Origin of the sequence: Nonomuraea sp. JJY05 (genome assembly GCF_043496855.1) — a bacterium.
In the GTDB taxonomy this organism is placed as follows: Bacteria; Actinomycetota; Actinomycetes; order Streptosporangiales; family Streptosporangiaceae; genus Nonomuraea.
This window is the reverse complement of the sequence record NZ_JBIEIS010000023.1, coordinates 19,806-38,345: the sequence shown is the minus strand read 5'-3', so window position 1 is coordinate 38,345 and position 18,540 is coordinate 19,806. Positions and strand designations below refer to the sequence as shown.

At 71.5% G+C, this 18,540-nt stretch carries 18 protein-coding genes; 8 read left to right on the top strand and 10 right to left on the bottom strand.

All coding sequences use genetic code 11. The annotated features are described in order from the left end of the window. Positions 1–11: 11 nt before the first annotated feature. A complete protein-coding gene (locus tag ACFKCF_RS32725; protein ID WP_394499134.1) occupies positions 12–1,460 on the bottom strand; it encodes an MDR family MFS transporter in 1,449 nt (482 codons plus the stop codon). Positions 1,461–1,516: 56 nt separating this feature from the next. Here ACFKCF_RS32725 and ACFKCF_RS32720 point away from each other — a divergent pair, with 56 nt between their 5' ends. From ACFKCF_RS32720 to ACFKCF_RS32710, 3 genes are all read left to right on the top strand, one after another. Beyond that, the gene (locus tag ACFKCF_RS32720; protein ID WP_394499133.1) at positions 1,517–2,014 is read left to right on the top strand and encodes a PadR family transcriptional regulator; all 498 of its coding nucleotides are present in this window, start codon (positions 1,517–1,519) and stop codon (positions 2,012–2,014) included. Positions 2,015–2,106: 92 nt separating this feature from the next. Further along, positions 2,107–3,090, top strand: a complete 984-nt coding sequence (locus tag ACFKCF_RS32715; RefSeq protein WP_394499131.1) for a rod shape-determining protein — start codon at positions 2,107–2,109, stop codon at positions 3,088–3,090. A 58-nt stretch (positions 3,091–3,148) separates the two neighbouring features. Continuing rightward, positions 3,149–3,589 carry a hypothetical protein gene (locus ACFKCF_RS32710; protein ID WP_394499129.1) on the top strand — a complete coding sequence of 147 codons (441 nt, stop codon included), beginning with the start codon at positions 3,149–3,151 and terminating at the stop codon, positions 3,587–3,589. Between the two features lie 144 nt (positions 3,590–3,733). On the opposite strand, the gene ACFKCF_RS32705 is transcribed toward ACFKCF_RS32710, so the two are convergent. Genes ACFKCF_RS32705 through ACFKCF_RS32690 form a run of 4 tightly spaced genes read right to left on the bottom strand, consistent with a single transcriptional unit; the run spans position 3,734 to position 7,303 of the window. Beyond that, on the bottom strand, positions 3,734–4,954 hold the full coding sequence (locus ACFKCF_RS32705; RefSeq protein WP_394499128.1) for an ABC transporter permease: 1,221 nt from the start codon (positions 4,952–4,954) through the stop codon (positions 3,734–3,736). After that, positions 4,954–5,649 (bottom strand): ABC transporter ATP-binding protein, encoded by a 696-nt coding sequence (locus tag ACFKCF_RS32700; protein WP_394499126.1) that lies wholly within the window; start codon positions 5,647–5,649, stop codon positions 4,954–4,956. The genes ACFKCF_RS32705 and ACFKCF_RS32700 overlap by 1 nt, the downstream gene beginning before the upstream one ends. Next, the gene (locus ACFKCF_RS32695) at positions 5,646–6,779 is read right to left on the bottom strand and encodes an efflux RND transporter periplasmic adaptor subunit (protein ID WP_394499125.1); all 1,134 of its coding nucleotides are present in this window, start codon (positions 6,777–6,779) and stop codon (positions 5,646–5,648) included. The genes ACFKCF_RS32700 and ACFKCF_RS32695 overlap by 4 nt, the downstream gene beginning before the upstream one ends. After that, positions 6,779–7,303, bottom strand: coding sequence for a hypothetical protein (locus ACFKCF_RS32690; protein WP_394499124.1), 525 nt, complete (start codon positions 7,301–7,303; stop codon positions 6,779–6,781). The genes ACFKCF_RS32695 and ACFKCF_RS32690 overlap by 1 nt, the downstream gene beginning before the upstream one ends. A 144-nt stretch (positions 7,304–7,447) precedes the next feature. Between ACFKCF_RS32690 and ACFKCF_RS32685 the strand changes: the two genes are divergently transcribed. The 3 genes from ACFKCF_RS32685 to ACFKCF_RS32675 are packed head-to-tail and all read left to right on the top strand — an operon-like array spanning position 7,448 to position 9,778. Further along, the gene (locus tag ACFKCF_RS32685; RefSeq protein WP_394499122.1) at positions 7,448–8,104 is read left to right on the top strand and encodes a response regulator transcription factor; all 657 of its coding nucleotides are present in this window, start codon (positions 7,448–7,450) and stop codon (positions 8,102–8,104) included. After that, a complete protein-coding gene (locus ACFKCF_RS32680) occupies positions 8,101–9,402 on the top strand; it encodes a sensor histidine kinase (RefSeq protein WP_394499121.1) in 1,302 nt (433 codons plus the stop codon). Before ACFKCF_RS32685 ends, ACFKCF_RS32680 begins: the two co-directional genes overlap by 4 nt. 19 nt (positions 9,403–9,421) lie before the next feature. Next, positions 9,422–9,778, top strand: a complete 357-nt coding sequence (locus ACFKCF_RS32675) for an ArsC/Spx/MgsR family protein (RefSeq protein WP_394499120.1) — start codon at positions 9,422–9,424, stop codon at positions 9,776–9,778. Positions 9,779–10,206: 428 nt separating this feature from the next. Here the strand turns inward: ACFKCF_RS32675 and ACFKCF_RS32670 are convergent, their stop codons facing one another. The 3 genes from ACFKCF_RS32670 to ACFKCF_RS32660 all read right to left on the bottom strand — a co-directional run bounded on the left by ACFKCF_RS32670 (position 10,207) and on the right by ACFKCF_RS32660 (position 12,999). After that, positions 10,207–10,695 (bottom strand): hypothetical protein, encoded by a 489-nt coding sequence (locus ACFKCF_RS32670; RefSeq protein ID WP_394499273.1) that lies wholly within the window; start codon positions 10,693–10,695, stop codon positions 10,207–10,209. Between the two features lie 62 nt (positions 10,696–10,757). Continuing rightward, positions 10,758–11,960 carry an MFS transporter gene (locus ACFKCF_RS32665; protein ID WP_394499119.1) on the bottom strand — a complete coding sequence of 401 codons (1,203 nt, stop codon included), beginning with the start codon at positions 11,958–11,960 and terminating at the stop codon, positions 10,758–10,760. A gap of 382 nt (positions 11,961–12,342) precedes the next feature. Next, positions 12,343–12,999, bottom strand: a complete 657-nt coding sequence (locus tag ACFKCF_RS32660; protein ID WP_394499118.1) for a class I SAM-dependent methyltransferase — start codon at positions 12,997–12,999, stop codon at positions 12,343–12,345. A 132-nt stretch (positions 13,000–13,131) separates the two neighbouring features. Here ACFKCF_RS32660 and ACFKCF_RS32655 point away from each other — a divergent pair, with 132 nt between their 5' ends. Together ACFKCF_RS32655 and ACFKCF_RS32650 are read left to right on the top strand one after the other, a co-directional pair. Continuing rightward, positions 13,132–14,904, top strand: coding sequence for a protein kinase (locus tag ACFKCF_RS32655; RefSeq protein WP_394499117.1), 1,773 nt, complete (start codon positions 13,132–13,134; stop codon positions 14,902–14,904). Continuing rightward, on the top strand, positions 14,901–16,706 hold the full coding sequence (locus ACFKCF_RS32650) for a serine/threonine protein kinase (protein WP_394499116.1): 1,806 nt from the start codon (positions 14,901–14,903) through the stop codon (positions 16,704–16,706). The genes ACFKCF_RS32655 and ACFKCF_RS32650 overlap by 4 nt, the downstream gene beginning before the upstream one ends. Before the next feature lie 235 nt (positions 16,707–16,941). Here the strand turns inward: ACFKCF_RS32650 and ACFKCF_RS32645 are convergent, their stop codons facing one another. Continuing rightward, on the bottom strand, positions 16,942–17,640 hold the full coding sequence (locus ACFKCF_RS32645) for an alpha/beta fold hydrolase (protein WP_394499115.1): 699 nt from the start codon (positions 17,638–17,640) through the stop codon (positions 16,942–16,944). A 56-nt stretch (positions 17,641–17,696) separates the two neighbouring features. Continuing rightward, positions 17,697–18,533 (bottom strand): SDR family oxidoreductase, encoded by an 837-nt coding sequence (locus ACFKCF_RS32640; RefSeq protein WP_394499114.1) that lies wholly within the window; start codon positions 18,531–18,533, stop codon positions 17,697–17,699. Positions 18,534–18,540: the final 7 nt, after the last annotated feature.

Sequence of the window (18,540 nt, the reverse complement as noted above, 5' to 3'; positions counted from 1 at the left end):
CACGACGCCGCTTATGACGCGAAACTGGCCTCAACTCTGCTCTGCGGCGTGGCGGGCACCTCCAGCCGCCTGGCCGGCATGGCCACCAGCGCCACCAGGGCGAGCAGCGCACCGGCCACCCCCAGCGACGGGATGACCGCCGCCGCGGCGGAGGCGTGCGCCGCGGCCAGGCCGTGCGCGGGCGCGTCCGCGGTGACCGTCGAGGTGTAGAGGGTGCCGCCGACGGCCAGCGCCACCGAGCCGCCGATCTGGCGGAAGAAGGTCAGGTTCGCCGAGGCGATGCCGATGTACTGCGGCTCGACGGACTGCTGGGAGGCCACGGTCAGGCCGGACAGCATCGGGCCCATGCCCAGCCCGATCAGCAGCATCCAGCCGGCCAGCAGCAGGCCGTCGGTGTGCGCGGTCAGGTTCAGGCAGAGCAGGGCGCCCGCGACCAGCAGGAACGGGGAGGCGACCAGCCACGGCTTGTAGACCCTCGTCCTGGACATGAGCGCGCCCATGATGACGCTGCCCACGACCATGGCCAGCGTCATCGGGTAGATCCTCAGCCCCGACTCGGTGGCGCTGACGCCGAGGGATTCCTGGAAGTAGCGCGGCAGGAACACCACGCCGGCGTACATGCAGAAGGCCGTGAAGAACGACGTGGCGTTCACGAGCGTGTAGGTGCGGTTGCCGAACAGGTGCATGGGCATGATCGGGCTGCCCGCCCGCCTCTCGACCAGCACGAACACCGCCAGCAACGCGGCCGCGAGCACGATCGGCCCGGCCACGGCGGCGTCGGTCCAGGTGTGGCCGTCCAGGCCCTTCTCCGTCAGGCCCAGCAGCAGCGCGCTGATGGCCACGGTGAAGACCGCGATGCCCGCGTAGTCGGGGCGCCCGCCGCCGCCCACGCCCGGCCGGTTCGGCAGGCGGCGCGCGACGATCGCGATCAGCACGAGCCCGAGCGGCACGTTCACGTAGAAGGCCCACCGCCAGGTCGCGTGGTCGGTGAACAACCCTCCCAGGAACGGCCCGGCCAGGTACGTCAGCCCCATCACGCCGCCGAGCGCGCCCTGCACGCGGGCGCCGTTCGTACCCGGCGGGAACATCTCCATCACCAACGCCATCGACAGCGGCAGCAGCGCGCCCGCGCCGAGGCCCTGCAGCGCGCGGAAGGCGATGAGCTGCGGCATGTCCTGCGCCGCCCCGCACAACGCCGACCCGGCCACGAACACCACCATCCCGATCAGCAGCAGCGGCTTGCGCCCGTGCTGGTCGGACAGGCGGCCGTAGAGCGGCACCGTCACCGTCGAGGTGAGCAGGTACGCCGTCACCACCCAGACGTAGAGCGTGGTGCCGCCCAGCTCGGCGGTGATCCGCGGTAACGCGGTGCCGACGATCGTCTGGTCGAGCATCGCCAGGAACATCCCACCGAGCACCGCGAGCAAGAGGAGCCCTTGAGGCTTTATGTCATCATTCACATGTGAAGAGTGATATGTAAGTTCTGACATGTCAAGTCTTCGATATGCTGGCGCGCATGTCCCTTCGGATCGCGCTTCTCGGGCTGCTCGAGGCCGTGGGCCCGGCGAGCGGGTATGACCTGGCCAAGAAGTTCGAGCACTCGCTCAACCACGTCTGGCAGGCCGGGCACACGCAGATCTATCCCGAGCTGGTGAAGATGGCGGCCGACGGCCTGGTGGCGGCCTCGTCGGAGGGCGCGAGGGGCCGCAAGATCTACACGATCACCCCCGAGGGGGCGCGGGAGCTGCACACGTGGCTGGTGGAGCACGAGCCGGTCTTCGTCGTACGCAACGAGACCGCGCTGCAGGCGTTCCTGCTGCCGCTGCTGTCCACGGAAGAGGCGATCGCGGTGGTCGAGCGGATCAAGGCCGGTTACGAGGCCCGGCTGGTGGTCCTGGACTGCCAGCCCGGCGACGGCTCCGGCCGCTACGCGCTGCGGCTCGGGGTGGCCCAGGTCCGCACCGGCATCGAGTGGGCCGAGGAGACCCTGGCCGCCCTCAGGGGCCTCAGGTAAAGGGGAACCACTCCGTTCCTGGTGTTGGGTTGGAACGGCCCAGGAAATAGACCCCGCATGCCTGCCACGATCGCCACGTCCGCAGTCCTGTCATGAGTCTCCTAGGCCGCGACCTGGCGATGGACCTCGGGGGCGCCCGCACCCGGATCTACGTCAGGGGCAAGGGCATCGTGCTCGACGAACCCTCCGCGGTGACGATCGACGGCCGTACCGGCAAGGTCATCGGGTACGGCGCGGACGCGACGGGCGACGAGACGTGCTGGCCGGTCAGCGGCGGCCTGCCGGCCGACGGCGAGCTCACCCGGCGGATGGTCAGGCACTTCCTGGGCAAGGTGCACCGGCGACGCCCGCTCGCCAGGCCGCGCCTGGTCATGGCGCTGCCGGACGACTCCACGCCGATCGAGCGCGCCACGCTGCGCGACGTGGCGTACGAGGCGGAGGCCAGGCAGGTCCGGCTGATCCCGCACTCGCTCGCGGCGGCGCTCGGCGCGGGCCTGCCGGTCCGCGACTACGTGGGAGGCATGGTGATCGACATCGGGCGCGACTCCGCCCGGATCGCCGTGCTGTCCGGCGGGGAGGCCGTGGCCACGACGGCGGTCCCGAACGGCGGCCGGGCCGTGGACCGGGCCATCGCCCGCCTGGTCGAACACGAGCACGGCCGCACCCTCGACGAACGGGAGGCCGAGGCGGCCAAACACCACGCCGGCGCCGACGGGAACCCGTCGCACCGCCACGTGACCGTACGCGCCCGGGACCCGGAGACCGGCCACGAGCACGATGTGCGGCTGCCCGTGGAACGGATCCGGGAGGCGGCCGGTCCGGCGATCGAGTCCATCGTGTGGGCGGCGATGGAGACCGTCCAGCGCTGCCCCGCCGAACTGACCGCCGACCTCGGGGAACGTGGCGCGGTGCTGGTGGGGGGCGGCGCGCTGCTCGCGGGGCTCGCGCAGCGGCTGCGAGAGTCCCTGGGCATGCCGGTACGGCGGGCGGAACGGCCGCTGGAGTGCGTGGCGCTCGGCCTCGGCACCTGCGTGGACGACCTGGGACTGCGCGCCCGGCTCCGCCGGCATAAGTGATCATTCTGTTTTCGGCCTTTTCCGGGTGGCCCCGGGCGATCTCCGATATGGTCCGATCGTGCGCGCCTGCCGTCACGGCTTATCCGCGGTGCTCTTCTGCGTCGCGGCGATGACGGCCTGCACGGCGGCCACCGAGCTGCCCACTCTCGAAGACGCCGCCCGGCAGCTCGACTCCGACGGCGGCGCCCTGCTCAGCTCAGTCGGCCTCCGGCTCTCGCCCGGGTCGCCGGTTGACGCCGACTCGTGCGTGCCGGGGCAGGTGCGGCGGTACTTCCGCGCCGAGAGCGACCTCGCCTCCGCCTCCGAGGGGCTGCTGGATCGGCTCCAGGCGATGGGGTACGCCAAGGTGGTCGACGACCTGGACCTGCGGGATGGGGATCAGGACGTTTCCGTACTGCGCAATCCTGAGACGCGGCTGACGTTCGAACTGACCGTGCTCTCGGGCGACAAGCCCGGTGTCCGGGTCATCGGCAAGACCACCTGCTACGCAACCGACTGACCCCACCACCCGCCCGCGTCGCCGCACGCGCCCGCATCCCCGCAGGCGCCTGCACACCACCGCAACCGCAACCGCATGGCCGTAGTGCCGGGCCCCATGGCGGCGTGGGTCCCGGGACGACGGTGGGCCGGCCGCCGGGAGGTGTCACGGGGTGGACAGGGCCTCGGTCGGGGAGAGGCGGGAGGCGCGGATGGCGGGATAGAGGCCGGCGGCGGCGCCGATGGCGAGGGTGGCGGCGAGGCCGCCTACGGTGGCCCAGGCCGGGACCACGGAGGGCCACCCGCTGTACAGCGCGTACCCCATCGTGACCCCCGTCCCCAGGAGGATCCCCCCTCCCCCGCCCAGAGCCGACAGCAGCAGCGACTCCGCCAGGAACTGGGTGCGGATCTGCCCCCGGGTGGCCCCGAGCGAGCGGCGGAGGCCGATTTCGGCGCGGCGTTCCAGCACCGAGATGACCATCGTGTTGGCCACCCCCACCCCGCCCACGAGCAGGGCCACCGCCCCCACCCCCAGCAGGAGGTTGGCGAACGCCTGGCTGGTCGCCTGCTTGGCGGCCAGGGCGTCGGACGGACGGGAGACGTCCACCTCGTTGGGCGCCTCCGGGTTGGCGGTGCCGGCCAGCACCTCGCGGACGGCCTCCAGCTTGGACTCCTCCGAGCGGGTGTAGAGCGCGGTCGGGTGCCCGTCGAAGCCCAGCCTCGACTCCGCCACCGGCCAGCCCACCAGGACGCCGCTGTCCAGCTCGGTGGCGAGCGCCACCGGGTTCATGACCCCGACGACCGCGAAGCGGACGCCGCCAATCACGACCTGCGTGTCGGGCCCGATCGAGCCCACGCCGAGCCGCTGGGCCGCGGAGGAGCCGAGCACGGCGGCCGGGTAGCGTTCGGTGGCGGCGTTGAGCCAGGTCCCGCTCCGCAGCGTCGCGCCGACGGTGGCGGGCAGGTCGAGGCGGGCCGCGTACGTGGTCATGCCGCCGGTCTGGGCCTCGGGGATCTCCTCCGAGCGGTAGACCTTGGCCTCGCTGATGCGCCCGATCGACGAGACCGCCTGGACGGGGCCGATCCGTTCGATCATCGCCTCCGCGTCCTTCGGCATCTGCGCGGCCTCGCCCATGAGCGTGGTGCCGGACGAGACCGTGAGCAGGTTGGTGCCGAGCGCGGAGAGCGTACGGTCGAGCTCGGCGCCCGACGAGGACGAGAGCCCGACCACGCTGACCATGGCCGCGATGCCGATGGCGATGCCGAGCGCCGACAGGAAGGCCCGCAGCGGCCGCGTGCGCAGGCCGACGGCCCCGACACGCATGACGTCGCGGGGCCGCATCCTGGCCGGGGACAGCTTCGGCCGGGCCGCTTCCATGACGGCCATCACACCGCCTCCAGCGGGACCCGCGCGGTATCGGAGATGATCCGGCCGTCGCGCATCCGTACCTGTCTGGGCAGGCTGGCGGCGATCTCCCGGTCGTGCGTGATGATCACGATGGTGGTGCCGCCCGCGTTCAGCTCGTGCAGCAGCTCCATCACCCCCGTACCCGAAACCGAGTCCAGGGCCCCGGTCGGTTCGTCGGCCAGGAGCAGCGGCGGGTCGCCCGCCACCGCCCTGGCGATGGCCACGCGCTGCCGCTCGCCGCCGGACAGCTCGTGCGGCTCGTGGTCCATCCGGTGCCCGAGCCCCACGCGTTCGAGCGCCTTGGCCGCGCGACGGCGCCGCTCCGGCCTGCTCAGGCCGGTGTAGACGAGTCCGTCTGCCACGTTGTCCAGCGCCGGGACCTTCGCGGCGAGGTGGAACGACTGGAACACGAACCCGATCGTGGTGGCCCGCAGCGCCGACAGCTGGTTGTCGGAGAGCTTGGAGACGTCGTACCCGTCAATGTGGATGGTCCCGGACGTGGGCCGGTCGAGGGTGCCGACGACGTTGAGCATCGTCGACTTGCCCGAGCCGGACGGCCCGACGATGGCGGCCAGCTCGCCGTGCTCGATGCGCAACGACACCGACCGCAGCGCCGCCACCCCGCCGGGGTACGTCCTGGAGACGTCCGTCAGCGCGATCATGGGGTACGTCATTTCGGCATCCCCACGGTCATGCCCTCGGTGAGCCCGTCACCGCTGACCTCGACCCGTCCCCCGGCGAACAGCCCCGTCTCGACCTTGATGTAGCGGGACCCGCCCCCTTCGACGACCTCCAGGCCGTAGCCGCCCTCCCGCAGCGCCACCAGCGCCGCGACCGGCACGGTCAGCACGTTCTTGCGCTGGGAGGCCGTGAACGTCACGTCCACCGCCGCCTTGTCCAGCCCCTTGGCGGACTTGGAGTCGCCGATCGAGACGAGGGCCTCGACCCGGGTCTCCGGCTCGGAGTTCTGGCCCTCGCCCGGCTTGACGACCGTGGCCACCTCGGTGACCTTGCCCCGTACGTTCTTGCCGTCCGGCAGCGTGACCTGGACCTTGGCGCCCTTCTTGGCCATCCGCTGGTCCTCGGCCTCCAGCTCGACCGTGATCACCTTGGACGTGCCCGTATAGGTCAGGACCTTCTGCCCGGGGGCGGCCGGCTGGCCCTCCTCGGACTCCAGGCTCTCCACCCGTACCTTGCCGGGGGCGAAGACGACCCGGCCCAGCTCTACCACGCCCGTCTCGTCCAGGCCGCGATCCTCCTGCCACTCCTTGACGGCCTCGGCGGTGTCGTAGGTGTACTCGTCGTCGACCGTGAAGCCGTCGTAGCCGAGCTTCTTGAGGTTGCGCTCCAGGTTCTCCACGTCCTTGCCCTCCATGCCGGCCTTGAGGTCGCGGTAGGCGGGCGTGTCGCCGTACAGGAGCATGACCGGCTGGTTGTCCACCCGGTACAGCGACCGGCCGCGGGTGATCTGGGCGCCGCTGTCGGGCAGCCAGGTGATCGTGCCGGGCTTCCTGCTCACCGCCGTGGTCACGGGGCCGTAGCCGAGCTCGCCGTCGGCGTCCCTGGTGTCGTTCAGGGTCTGCCTGGTCACCGGGGTGGTGGCGGGGGGCAGGGCGCTGGCCGACTGCGTGGGCTCGGCGCCGCCCTTCAGCAGGCCGGCGCTGTTGATCGCCACGAACCCGCCGCCCGCGGCGACCAGCACGATCAGCAGCCCGGCGACCACCTTGCCCCGGCCGCGCCGGCGGCCCGGCCGGGAGGGCGGGGAGCCGGGCTCCGCCTTCCCGTCGATGGTGGCCATCCCCATCACATGCCTCCCATGCCCGCCTCAGAGAGCTCCTTCTCGCACTTCTGCTGGGCGGACTTGAAATCGGGGTCCTCGCCGACCTCGGCGTTGATGCGCACCATGCCGCCCTCGGGGTCGGGGTAGGACTCGACGCCGTTGTCACGCATGCACTGGGCGACCTTGCGCAGTGCCTCGGCCCTCTGGGGGTCGACCTTGCCGCCCTGCCCGCCCATCATCGGCGCGTACTGCTTGCACGCCTGCTGGGCCGCCTCGACCTTCTCCCTCGGAACGCTGCCGTCGAACTTCATCATGATGCCCTTGCCGGGCTCGGGGTCGGGGACGTCGACGCCGTTCTCGCGCATGCACTGGGCGAATTTGAGACCGCGCTCGTGCGGGTCCTCGCTGGGCTTCGCGCTGGCCGCGGCCTGGGTGCCGGTGCCGGACACCGACGCCACGTCGGAGCCGCCGCCGCCGTCGCCGGAGCCGCAGGCGGCCAGGGTCAGGGTGAGCGCCAGGGCCATCGCGCTGAGGACTGGTCCTCGCATGGGTGTTCTCCTCCGTCGAATGAACGTGGTTCGAGGGGAGATGCAATAGGGGCCGCTGTTTCCTCAGCGTTTCCGTCCGCGGCTTATTCGGAGCAAATGCCGTCTGCGCCACACTCGGCTCCGTAAGCAGAGAAAGGGTGCACGATGCGGGTGCTGGTGGTTGAGGACGAGCCGCTGCTCGCCGACGCGATCGCTGAGTGGCTGCGCGAGGAGACGCACGCGGTCGATCTGGCGCACGACGGCGAGGCGGCGTTGGAACGGATCGCGGTCAACGACTACGACGTGGTCGTGCTGGACCGCGACCTGCCGCGCGTGCACGGCGACGACGTCTGCAGGGAGCTCGTCGCGTCCGAGCGGGACGCGCGGGTGCTGATGCTGACCGCCGCCGTCCAGCTCGACGACCGGGTGACGGGGCTCTCCCTGGGGGCCGACGACTATCTGTCGAAGCCGTTCGCGTTCCCCGAGCTGGCCGCGCGGGTCCTGGCGCTGGGACGGCGCTCGCGGCCGGCCGTGCCGCCGGTGCTGCGCAGGGCCGGGATCACGCTGGACCCGGCGCGCAGGGAGGTCTTCAGGAACGGGCGGTTCGTCCCGTTGTCGAAGAAGGAGTTCGCCGTCCTGACGGAGCTGATGCGGGCGAACGGCACCGTCGTCTCGGCCGAGCGGCTGCTGGAGAAGGCGTGGGACGAGCACGCCGACCCGTTCACGGGCGCGGTCAGGCTCACCATTCTCAAGCTGCGCCGCAAGCTCGCCGACCCGCCGGTGGTGGAGACCGTGCCGGGGGTCGGGTACCGGATCCCATGAGCTTCCTGAGGCGGCTCGTACGGCCGCGGCCCACGCTGCGGCTGCGGCTCACCCTGTTGTACGGCGCTCTGTTCATGCTCGCCGGGCTGACCCTGCTCGGCGTCACCTACCTGCTGTTCAACCAGCAGCTGACGCAGTCTTTCGAGAGCCGGTTCATCGCCCCGCCGGGCAAGTCCAAGCAGCTGTTCCTCGTCCAGGACGACGTCAAGCTCTCCGGCGACGCGGCGTACGAATGGATGCGGCAGCAGGAGCTGGAGCTGCGCGGCGCGGCCATCACGTCGCTCCTCACCCAGGGCCTGATCGCGCTGGTCCTGGTCGGCGCCGTGGCAGTGTGGCTCGGCTGGGTGGTCGCCGGGCGGGTGCTGGCCCCGTTGCATCGGGTCACCGAGACGGCGCGCAAGATCGCCGCCGCGCCCTTGGCCGAGCGCGGGCTGCACGAGCGGATCGCGCTGGAGGGTCCGGACGACGACGTCAAGACGCTCGCCGACACGTTCGACACCATGGTGGAGCGGCTGGACCAGTCCTTCGACGGGCAACGCAGGTTCGTGGCGAACGCCTCGCACGAGCTGCGCACGCCGCTGACGCTGAACCGGGCGCTGGTCGAGCTGGCCATGCATCGCCGTACGGCCTCGGCGGAGATCAAGGAGCTGGGCGAGAGCCTGCTGGAGATCAACGTCCGCCACGAGCGGCTCATCTCCGGACTGCTCCTGCTGGCCAGGTCGGAGCAGGAGATCACGGACCGCTCGCCGGTGGACCTCGCCGACGTGGTGACGCACGTGGTCAGGCAGACCGCCGCGGACGCCCGCGACTCCAAGGTCACCGTGTACGAGGTCACCGCGCCGGCGCCCACCGTCGGGGACGCCCTGCTGCTGGAACGCCTGGTGCACAACCTGGTCGAGAACGGCATCCGGCACAACCTGGACGACGGGACCGGGTGGGTGCGGGTGGTGAGCCGGGTCGTGTCCGGCGAATCGGGCGGCGCGGGCGGCGCGGGCGGCGCGGGCGGCGCGGGCGGCGCGGGCGGCTCAGGCGGCTCAGGCGGCTCAGGCGGCTCAGGCGGGAGAGCCGAGGTCGAGGTCAGCAACACCGGGCCGAGCGTGCCACCGTACGAGATCCCGCAGCTCTTCAAACCCTTCCACCGGCACGGGGCCGAGCGCGTGATCACGGCCAGGAGCGCGGGGCTGGGGCTGTCGATCGTACGGTCGGTGGCGGTGGCGCACGGCGGAGACGTCCGTGCGGAGCCCCGGGAGGGCGGCGGCCTGGTCGTGACCGCGTCGCTGCCGCTCGCCGTCCATTAGCTCGATACTGTCGGGTGTCATGGAGATCTGGATCAATCCGGCGTGCTCGAAGTGCCGCTCCGCGCTGTCCATCCTGGACGCCGAGGCCGCCGAGTACACCGTGCGCCGCTACCTGGAGGACCCGCCCGACGAGGCCGAGATCCGCGCGGTCCTGGCCAGGCTGGGCCTCGAACCGTGGGACGTCACCAGGACCGGCGAGGCGCGGGCGGCCGAGCTCGGCATGAACACCTGGCCACGCGACGCGGACGCCCGCGACCGGTGGATCAGGGCGCTGGCGGAGAACCCGATCCTGATCCAGCGGCCGATCATCACGGCCGACGACGGGACGACGGTGGTCGCCCGCTCCGAGGACGCCGTCCGATCCGTACTCCCCTGACCCGTTCCCAGCGGATCGCCGCCAAGCACGCTCAGGCCTGCAGAGGCGCCGCCACACACTTTGAGCCCCATCCCCACGGAAGCACAGGTCGTCCCGCTCGCAGGGGCGAGCGGCGAGGACCACGGCGCCGACAGCGGGCCGACGGCGGGCGCAGGACCGACCTCTAGTCGTTGACGGCGCGGGGCGCGGCGGTGTGCAGCCTCGTCCCCGCCGCCGCGGATGGCGGTGCGACCTTACTCCCGCCGCTGCAGACAGCGGTGTACGACCTTGCTCCCGGCGCCGTGGGTGGGACGGTGTGCGACCTTGCTCTTAGCGCCGCGGGTGGGCACGGCGTGCGACCTTGCTCCCGGCGCCGCCTCGGCCGCGACGAAGGTGAAGCTTGGTTCGGGCGCGATCCTACGACGGCCCCCGTGCGGATCGCTTGGTCGTCAGTTGACGCAGTCCTGCGTCTTGAGGCCGAGTGCCAGCTCGTAGACCTTGCCCTTCGAGAGCAGGAACGAGTAATAGGCCTTGGAATTGCCGGGGGCGCTCACGTACGGGTATCCGCTCGCCGCGGTCTTGACGCCCGGGTACGCCTTCTTGATCTGCTTCATCGTGGAGCCGAGGCCGATGCCCTCGGGCGTCTTGACACCCTTCGCGGCGAAGATCAGGGCCACGCCGCGCTTCTTGGAGATGTACAGGCCCACGTTGTCCTTGCCGCTGGGCAGGGCCTTCAGGTCCCAGCCCGCGCACGAGCCCGCCTCGCCGGCCCTCTTGAGGACCACCGCTCCGGTCGCCTTGGCCTGCTTCTCGCTCATGCCGAGCTTGACCTTGCCGTAGCCGTACGGCCCCAGCGTGGTCGCGGCGGACTCGGCGAACGCGGGCGCGCCGGCGGTGAGCAGTGCCCCGCCTGCCAGGACCGCCACAAGCACCTTCATCACGATGATCTCCCCTGTGTCGAACGGTACGCATGCTTCGAGTGGTGGACCCGGCCCAAAGTTCATGCGCTTTCGTCACGAATGCGCCACACCGGCGGCGCGAGCAGGGTCGCGACCGTGAGGAGCACTGCCGCGACGGCGCCCACAGTCAGGACGGGCCCGCTGCCCAGCAGCGCCGCCGCGGGTCCCGCCAGGCCCATGCCGACGGGCGCGGTCACGAGGGCGCCGAGCATGGTGACGGAGGTGGCTCGAGCGACGAACTCCTCGGGAAGGTGGCGCTGGATCGCCGTGGTCTGGAGGACGTTGTAAACCACCAGCTCCATGCCGGCGGCCGCCGCCGCGAGCGCCAGTAACCAGAGCGGGGCGGGGATCGCCAGCAGCGCCGGGAGCGGTGCGATCAGCAGGAAGAAGAGCAGCGCCGCGGCCACAGGCCGCCCCGGCCGCCAGCGGGCGCCGACGAAGCCCCCGGCCAGCCCGCCGACCGCGTAAGCGATGCCGATGGCCGACCACGCGGGGGCGCCGCCGAGGTGCTGGTCGGCGACGTACGGGCCGAGGACCAGGATCGGGGAGACGACGAGCACGTTCGTGAGTGCGCTGTGGATCGTCCACATCCACAGCCACCGGTGCCGGGAGAACTCCGCGAACCCGCCGCCGATGCCGGCCAGCACACCGCCGCTCGGGCGCGGTCGTTCCGTCTCGAGGGGCAGACGATACAGGAAGGCCGCGCTCACCAGGAACGTCAGCGCGTCGACCAGGATGGCCCAGCCCGGCCCGACCAGCGCCACCAGAGCTCCGGCGGCACCCAACGCCAGGATCGACGCCGCGCTCCTGGAGATCGAGATCAGGGAGTTGGCCGCCTGCACGTGCTCCCTGCCGGCCAGCCCGGTGACGAGGCCCGCCGCGGCCGGGGTGAAGAACGCCGATCCCGCGCCGGCGATCAGCTGCAGGGCGATCAGCATCCAGAGGTGCGCGGCGCCGGTGAGCAACAGGACCGCCGTGGTGCCGTGCGCGGCGAAGCGGGTCAGGTCGGCGAGCAGCATGACGGTCCTGCGGGAGAACCGGTCGCCGACCGCGCCGCCCAGCAGGGTGAGGAGGATGACGGGAAGCCGGGTGCTCAGGATCACGATCCCCAGGTCTGCGGGTGATCCCGTGAGGTGCAGAACGGCGAACGCGATCGCCAGCGGGGTCAGCGAGTCGCCGAACGCTGAGGCGGTCTGGCCCAGGTAGTAGCGCCGGAAGCCTTTGACCGCCAGCGGCGCCAACATCGAACGCGAACGCGAACGCGCCGAGGCTCCCCGACCACCGGCGTCCGGCCGCCCACCCACGCCGAGCCGATCGCCGACATCAGCCCCATCGCCGGCATCAGGCCGAACGCCGGCGGCAGGCCGAACGTCTGTGGCGGCTGAAGCATGGGCATCGGAATGGACGGCCGTAGCGGTTGAAGCACCGGCATCGAAACGATCGGACGTGGTGGGTTGAGCTCTGGCCGGGTCGAGTGGTTGGGGGTCGGTTGTGGATTGGCGGGTGCGATCGGACACCGTGCCCCCTTTCGACGCGCGTGTGGCATCGGCACTCGTGCCTGGTCGCCGGTGCCGGTCCGAAGATCCGGGGACACTCTGCCAGGCGCCACCGACAGTTCCGGGGTGGTCAGGCCGGGGCGTAGTGCGCGTTGACGGCGGGCTGGCCGGTGTAGTTGGGGCCGGCCTGGTCGTCCGCGCCCAGGTAGCGGTACGGGAGGTCGAGGCTTCTGCGGCCCCGGCAGCTGATCCTCCTGGCGCGCCCGTCGTACGTCATCCCCTGCGAGCGCAGGGCGGCGGTCAGGCTGCGGCCGGCAGGGGTGCCGTCCGGGAGGCGGATGCTGCGGGTGTCGAAGTTCGCGACGAAGAGGCCGTCTTCGGTGAGCCAGCCGGCGACCTTCGCCAGGAGCGCAAGCTTGTCGCCGATGTAGTGGAGGCCGTGCACGCAGGTGATGAGGTCGAACGGGGCGTCGGGGTGCCAGGTGGCGGCGGAGGCGGCGATCAGTCGCAGTCGCGGCGGTCTCGGCGGGCAGGCGAAGAAGTCGACCAGGTCCACGCCCACGATCTCGGCGTCCTGTCCGAGCAGTGCGGCGGCCTCGTTGAGGGCGTTCGCCGTGCCGCAGCAGAGGTCCAGCCAGCGCGCCGGCCGGGCTCCCGTGGCGCGGAGCACGTCGATGACATCGATGCCGAGCTCTCGGTTGTAGGAGGGGAGGCGGCGCTCGCGGTTCATCAGGCTGTTGGCCACGACGGGCGAGTCCTCCAGCTCGTCCTCCGTGGTCAGCGGCATGATCGCACCCTCCTGGCCGGGCCCGGGGTTACCGGAAGGTTTCCGACAGATCCGGAACTTCGCCACAAATCCATATGCAGTCGCTATCGTACGTAACGATCAACCGCCCCCGTCTCAGGAGTCACTTCTCTCATGCCGCAAGTCGAACCGCTGCGGGAGGATGACCCGGCGACAGTAGGGGCATACCGCCTGTTCGGCCGGCTGGGCGCGGGCGGCCAGGGGACTGTCTACCTGGGGCAGACTCCGGACGGGAGCCCCGTGGCGGTCAAGGTGCTGCGCGAAGGTGCGGGGTTCGACGACAGGCTGGCGAAGGAGATCGCGGCAGCGCGGCGGGTGGAGCCGTTCTGCATCGCGCAGGTGCTGGACGCCTCGCTGACCGGGCCACGGCCGTTCATCGTGACCGAGTACGTGGACGGCCCCTCACTCCAGCAGGCAGGCCGCCACAGCGGGGCCGACCTGCAGCGGCTCGCGGTCGCCACGGCCACCGCGCTGGCCGCCATCCACCAGGCGGGCATCGTGCACCGCGACTTCAAGCCCGCGAACGTGCTGCTCGGTCCCGGTGGGCCACGTGTCATCGACTTCGGCATCGCGCGCGCCATGGACGACGCGCTCACGCACACCAGCAGCATCGTCGGCACGCCCGCGTACATGGCGCCCGAGCAGCTGGCGGGGCAGTCGGTGGGACCGGCGGCGGACGTGTTCGCCTGGGCGTCGGTCATGGTGTGGGCGGCCAACGGGACGCCGCCGTTCGGGCAGGACACGCTGCCGGCCATCATCAACCGCATCCTCCACAACGAACCCCAGCTCGGCGACCTCCCGCCGCCGTTGCGGGGCATCGTGTACGACTGCCTGGCCAAGGATCCGCAGGCCCGGCCGACGATGCGGGACGTCATCCTGCGGCTGCTGAGCGGGCAGAACTCCGCAGGGGGTCAGGGGCCTCAGGCGCAGGTTCAGGTTCAGGCCCAGCAGTACTTCCAGACGCCAGGGCAGGGTCCGATGCCCGGAGTCCCTCAGGGGGCAGGGCCCGATCCGATGCCAGGATCCGTGTGGAGCCCGGTGCCAGGCCAAGGGTCGGTGCCGGGCTATGGGTCGATGCCAGGTCAGGGGCCGGCGCCCGGTCAGGGGCCGGTGCCAGGGCGAGGTCAGGTTTTCGGGCCTGGGAATGGGCCGGTGCCCGGGCCAGGGCAGGGGCCGATTCCCGGGCCGGGGCAGGGGACGGGGCGGCGGAGGGCGGCGGGGCGGGGGGTTGTGCTTCCGGTGGCCGTGGGGGTGTCGGGGGTCATGGTGGTCGCGCTGGTCGGCGGTGTCGTCTGGCTCGCCCCCTGGTCGAAGCACCCCGGCCAGGCGTCATTGGCCGCCGATCTGCCCAGTCCGTCCGCCACCACCCGGACCACGGACCCCCCGGCCAAAAAGACGTCGCCCCGGAAGACCCCCAAGACCACCCCCAAACCCACCCAGAAGATCACTCCCAGGGCCACCCCCACACCCACGACACCGTCGGCGACGCCCACTCCCAAGCGCACCACGGCGCGCCCGAGTGCGACTCCCACCCCCACCAAGACCACCAAGAAGCCGGTCACCAGCGCCAGGACCAGCATCCTCGAGATCGAGCTGTTCGGTGGTCCCGGCCAGAGCCAGGGAAGCGGCTGCTACATGCCGCCGGTCCACTTCCAGACCAACGTGGAGTCGAGCCGGCAGAAGGTGTGGGTCTCCTACACGTGGCTGTTGGACGGCAAGGCGGTCTCGCGGAACAGGTCGTGGGTGTCCGAGGGCGGGTACACCGCGTTCGCCACCTCCGGCCAGTACATGCTCAAGGCCGGTCGCCACACGCTCGCTCTCAAGGTCACCTCCCCGTCGGCGACGCAGAAGAGCCTGTCGTTCAACGTCTGCGCCATCCCGACATGATGCCTGACGCCATCGGCCCGTACCGGGTCGTCAAGCAGCTCGGCGAGGGCGGCCAGGGCGTGGTCTACCTGGCCACCGCCCCCGACGGCACCCGGGTCGCCGTCAAGGCGCTGCACGAGGGGCTGCCGGGCGACGGCCGGTTCGCCAAGGAGATCGCGGCCGCGCGGCGGGTGGAGCCGTTCTGCATCGCGCAGGTGCTGGACGCCTCGTTGGGCGGCCCACGGCCGTACATCGTGACCGAGTACGTGGACGGCCCCTCACTCCAGCAGGCCGGTCTCCACAGCGGGGCCGACCTGCAGCGGCTCGCGGTCGCCACGGCCACCGCGCTGGCCGCCATCCATCGGGCCGGCGTCGTGCACCGTGACTTCAAGCCCGCGAACGTCCTGCTCGGACGCGACGGGCCGCGCGTCATCGACTTCGGCATCGCCCGCGCCATGGACGCCGCGCTGACCCGTACCAGCAGCGTCGTGGGAACGCCCGCATACATGGCGCCCGAGCAGTTCATGGGCGCCGCCGCGGGTCCGGCGGTGGACGTGTTCGCGTGGGGGGCCGTCATCGTGTACGCGGCCACGGGCGCCCCGCCGTTCGGCAACGACTCCGTGCCCGCGGTGCTCAGACGGATCCAGTACGAGGAGCCGCAGCTCGGCGGCGTGCCGGAACCGCTGCGCTCGATCGTGTACGCCTGCCTGGCCAAGGACCCGACGGTTCGCCCGGCCATGCACGACGTCCTGTTCCAGCTCATCGGCGGTCAGGCGCCCCCGCCTCCGGGGCGACCGGCTCACCTGGCCGCCCCAGCCCCGCCGCCCCCGCGCTCAGCATCCCCCGGCTCAACTCCCTGGGGGCCAGGGCACGCGGGCCCAGCGGCGTCTCCAAGCCCACCGGCGTTTCCAGGCTCAGCGGCGTTTCCAGGGGCGGGGGCCTCTCCAAGCCCAGCTGCCTCTGCAGGCCCAGCCTCGTTTCCGGGCCCAGCCGCGTTTCCAGGAGGCCCCGCGCACGTTGCCGTCCCTGGTCAGGCGCCGTTCCCTGCCGGCCCCCATGGACCGGTTCAGGGCCGGGGGGCCGCGCAGCATCCCGGCGGGCGCTTTCCCCACCAGCCCCCGCTTTCCCACCTGCAGACCAACCCCGGACGGGCGGCCTCCGGCAACGGGCGCATCCTCGCGTTCCTGGCCGGCGGGACCGCGGTCGTCGTGACCGGCGCCGTGGTGGCCGCCTGGGCCTGGGCGCCATGGTGGCCCGGCCGTGCCACCACCGCCAACATCGTCACGGCCGCCACCCCGAGCGTCTCCGACCCGGACGCCGGGGCGAAGGAGTCCGTCAAGACCTCGCACCCCACCAAGACCGCCAAAACTCCCAAGCCCCCGAAAACCCCCAAGACCTCCACGACCCCCAAGGTCACCACCACGACCCGTCCCACCGCCGAGCCCACCGTCAGCCGAACGTCCAGGCCCACCACCAAGCCCAGCACCTCCAAACCGACCGCGACCAGCGGCGGCGGGGTGAAGTCGGTGACCTTCAGGTACGAGGGCTACAAGCTGAGCGACTGCTGGCGCAACGACACGAACATCTGGGCGACGGTCTCGGCCACGGGCACCTACAGCTACCGATGGCTCGTCAACGGCCAGAACCAGGGCAGGCAGGAGGGCACGGCGTCGTCGAAACCCCTGCTGCCGTCCATCACCTGGAAGGGCGCCGGCACGTACACCATCGTCTTCGAGGTGGTCACCCCGACGAGGTTCAGGAAGAGCGCCACGGTGAAGATCTGCAGCAACAGCGAAAGCTGGGGCGAGGAGTGGCCGGACTAGTGCCGCGTTCCTCAAAGGGTGCAGGTGAACCCGCAAGAAGCTCAGCTCCCGCGGTGGTCGGCCGCCGAAGTTCGACAAGACCGACTACCGCGCGGGATCAACCGGCTCAAGAGACACCGGCCGGTGGCCACTCGCTACGAGAAACCTGCCGTCCCCGTCGCAGCCATCAGCGGGTGGCTGTGGCCGGCGCACGCGAGGCGGGCCCCATAAAGAGCCCACGAGCATGGGCCTGCGGTCACTCCCCGGCTGCTTCGAGGAGGATCTGCGCCAGTTCGCGCGGCTGGGAGAACATCGGCCAGTGGCCGGTGCTCATCTCGACCAGCCGCCAGTGCTCGCTGGTCAGCAGCTTGGCCACATCGTCGCTGAGCTCGGCTCCGGCGAGCAGGCATTGGATGTACGTCGCCGGGAGTCCGTCAAGTGGCCGTGCCAGCACGGCGGGCTCGGTCAGCGTGGCTCCCGGGTGCGGCGTCGAGCCATCCACGATCCGTGCGATCTGCTCATCGGTGAGGCCCTGCCCGTCGTAGTGGGCCGCGGGCACGAGCGGCCAGAATCCTCCGTTCTCGGTGATCGATGCCTTCACCATCGCCCCACCGTCCGGCCAGGCGGAGACGAACGCCTCGCCATCGGCCGGAACGCTGGAATCGACGAAGACCACGTGGGCCAGCCGGTCACCGATCCGCTCCGCGGCCTGACCGACCGGGATGCCCGCGTAGCTGTGGCCCACCAGGACGACGTCGCGCAGATCCCGGCCTTCGACCTCGTCAACTATGTCCTGGACGTGGGTCTGCTGCCCAGCCCGCACGCCCCGCTTGTCGGCAAGACCGGACAGCGTCAACGGGTGAGCGCCATGGCCGGCCGCGCGCAGATATGGCACCACCTCGTCCCACGCCCACGCCCCGAGCCGCGCGCCTGCAACCAGTACGAAATTCGCCATGGCTGCACCGTAACGAAGCAGCCTGAGCCTTGCACATTTCGATACGCGCCCTGGCCTCAGCCCCTGACCAGGAGCTCCTCGAACGTGGTCGCGGGGTGCCCGGTGAGGGTGGGGATCGCGTCGCTGACGCCCTCCAGCTCGCCGGCGGCGATGGCCTCGTACGTCGACACCCACGCCGCCACCTGCCAGGCGGGCGCGTTGTAGCCGCGGCGGGACTCGTACGCCTCGTCGACCGTCTCCGCGTGGTACGTGATCGCGCGCCCGGTCGCCCTGGTCAGCGTGGCGGCCACCTCGTCCAGCGTCAGGGCCTGCGGCCCGGTGAGGTCGTAGGTCGCGCCCTCGTGCGCGCCCGGGTCCAGCAGGACCGCGGTCGCCGCCTCCGCGATGTCGTCCTGGGCCACCGCCGCGACCCGCCCCTGCCCGGCCGGGCCGCGGATCACGCCGTCCTCCCCCACCATGCCCGGCAGGAAGTCGGCGTACAGGTTGTCACGCAGGAAGGTGAAGCGCAGGCCGCTGTCGCGAATGTACTGCTCGGTTACCCAATGGTCGCGCGCCAGCGTGAACGTGGCATCCGGGGCGGCGCCGTAGAACGAGATGTACACCAGGTGCGCGACACCGGCGTCGCGGGCGGCGTCCACGAACGTGCGATGCCGGTCGAGGCGGTCGGCGCTCTCCGACGCGGACACGAACAGCACGGTCGAGGCCCCTTCGAGCGCCCGCCGCACCGCGCCGCGATCGCCGTACTCGGCGCTGACCGCGGTCGCGCCCGCGAGCGGGGCTACGCGATCGGCCTGCCGTGAGACGAGCCGCTGCTCGACCCCGGCGGCGGCGAGCAGCGCGGCCACCCGCCTGCCGAGGCGGCCGGTGGCACCGGTGGTGACGATGAAGCCCATACCGTCA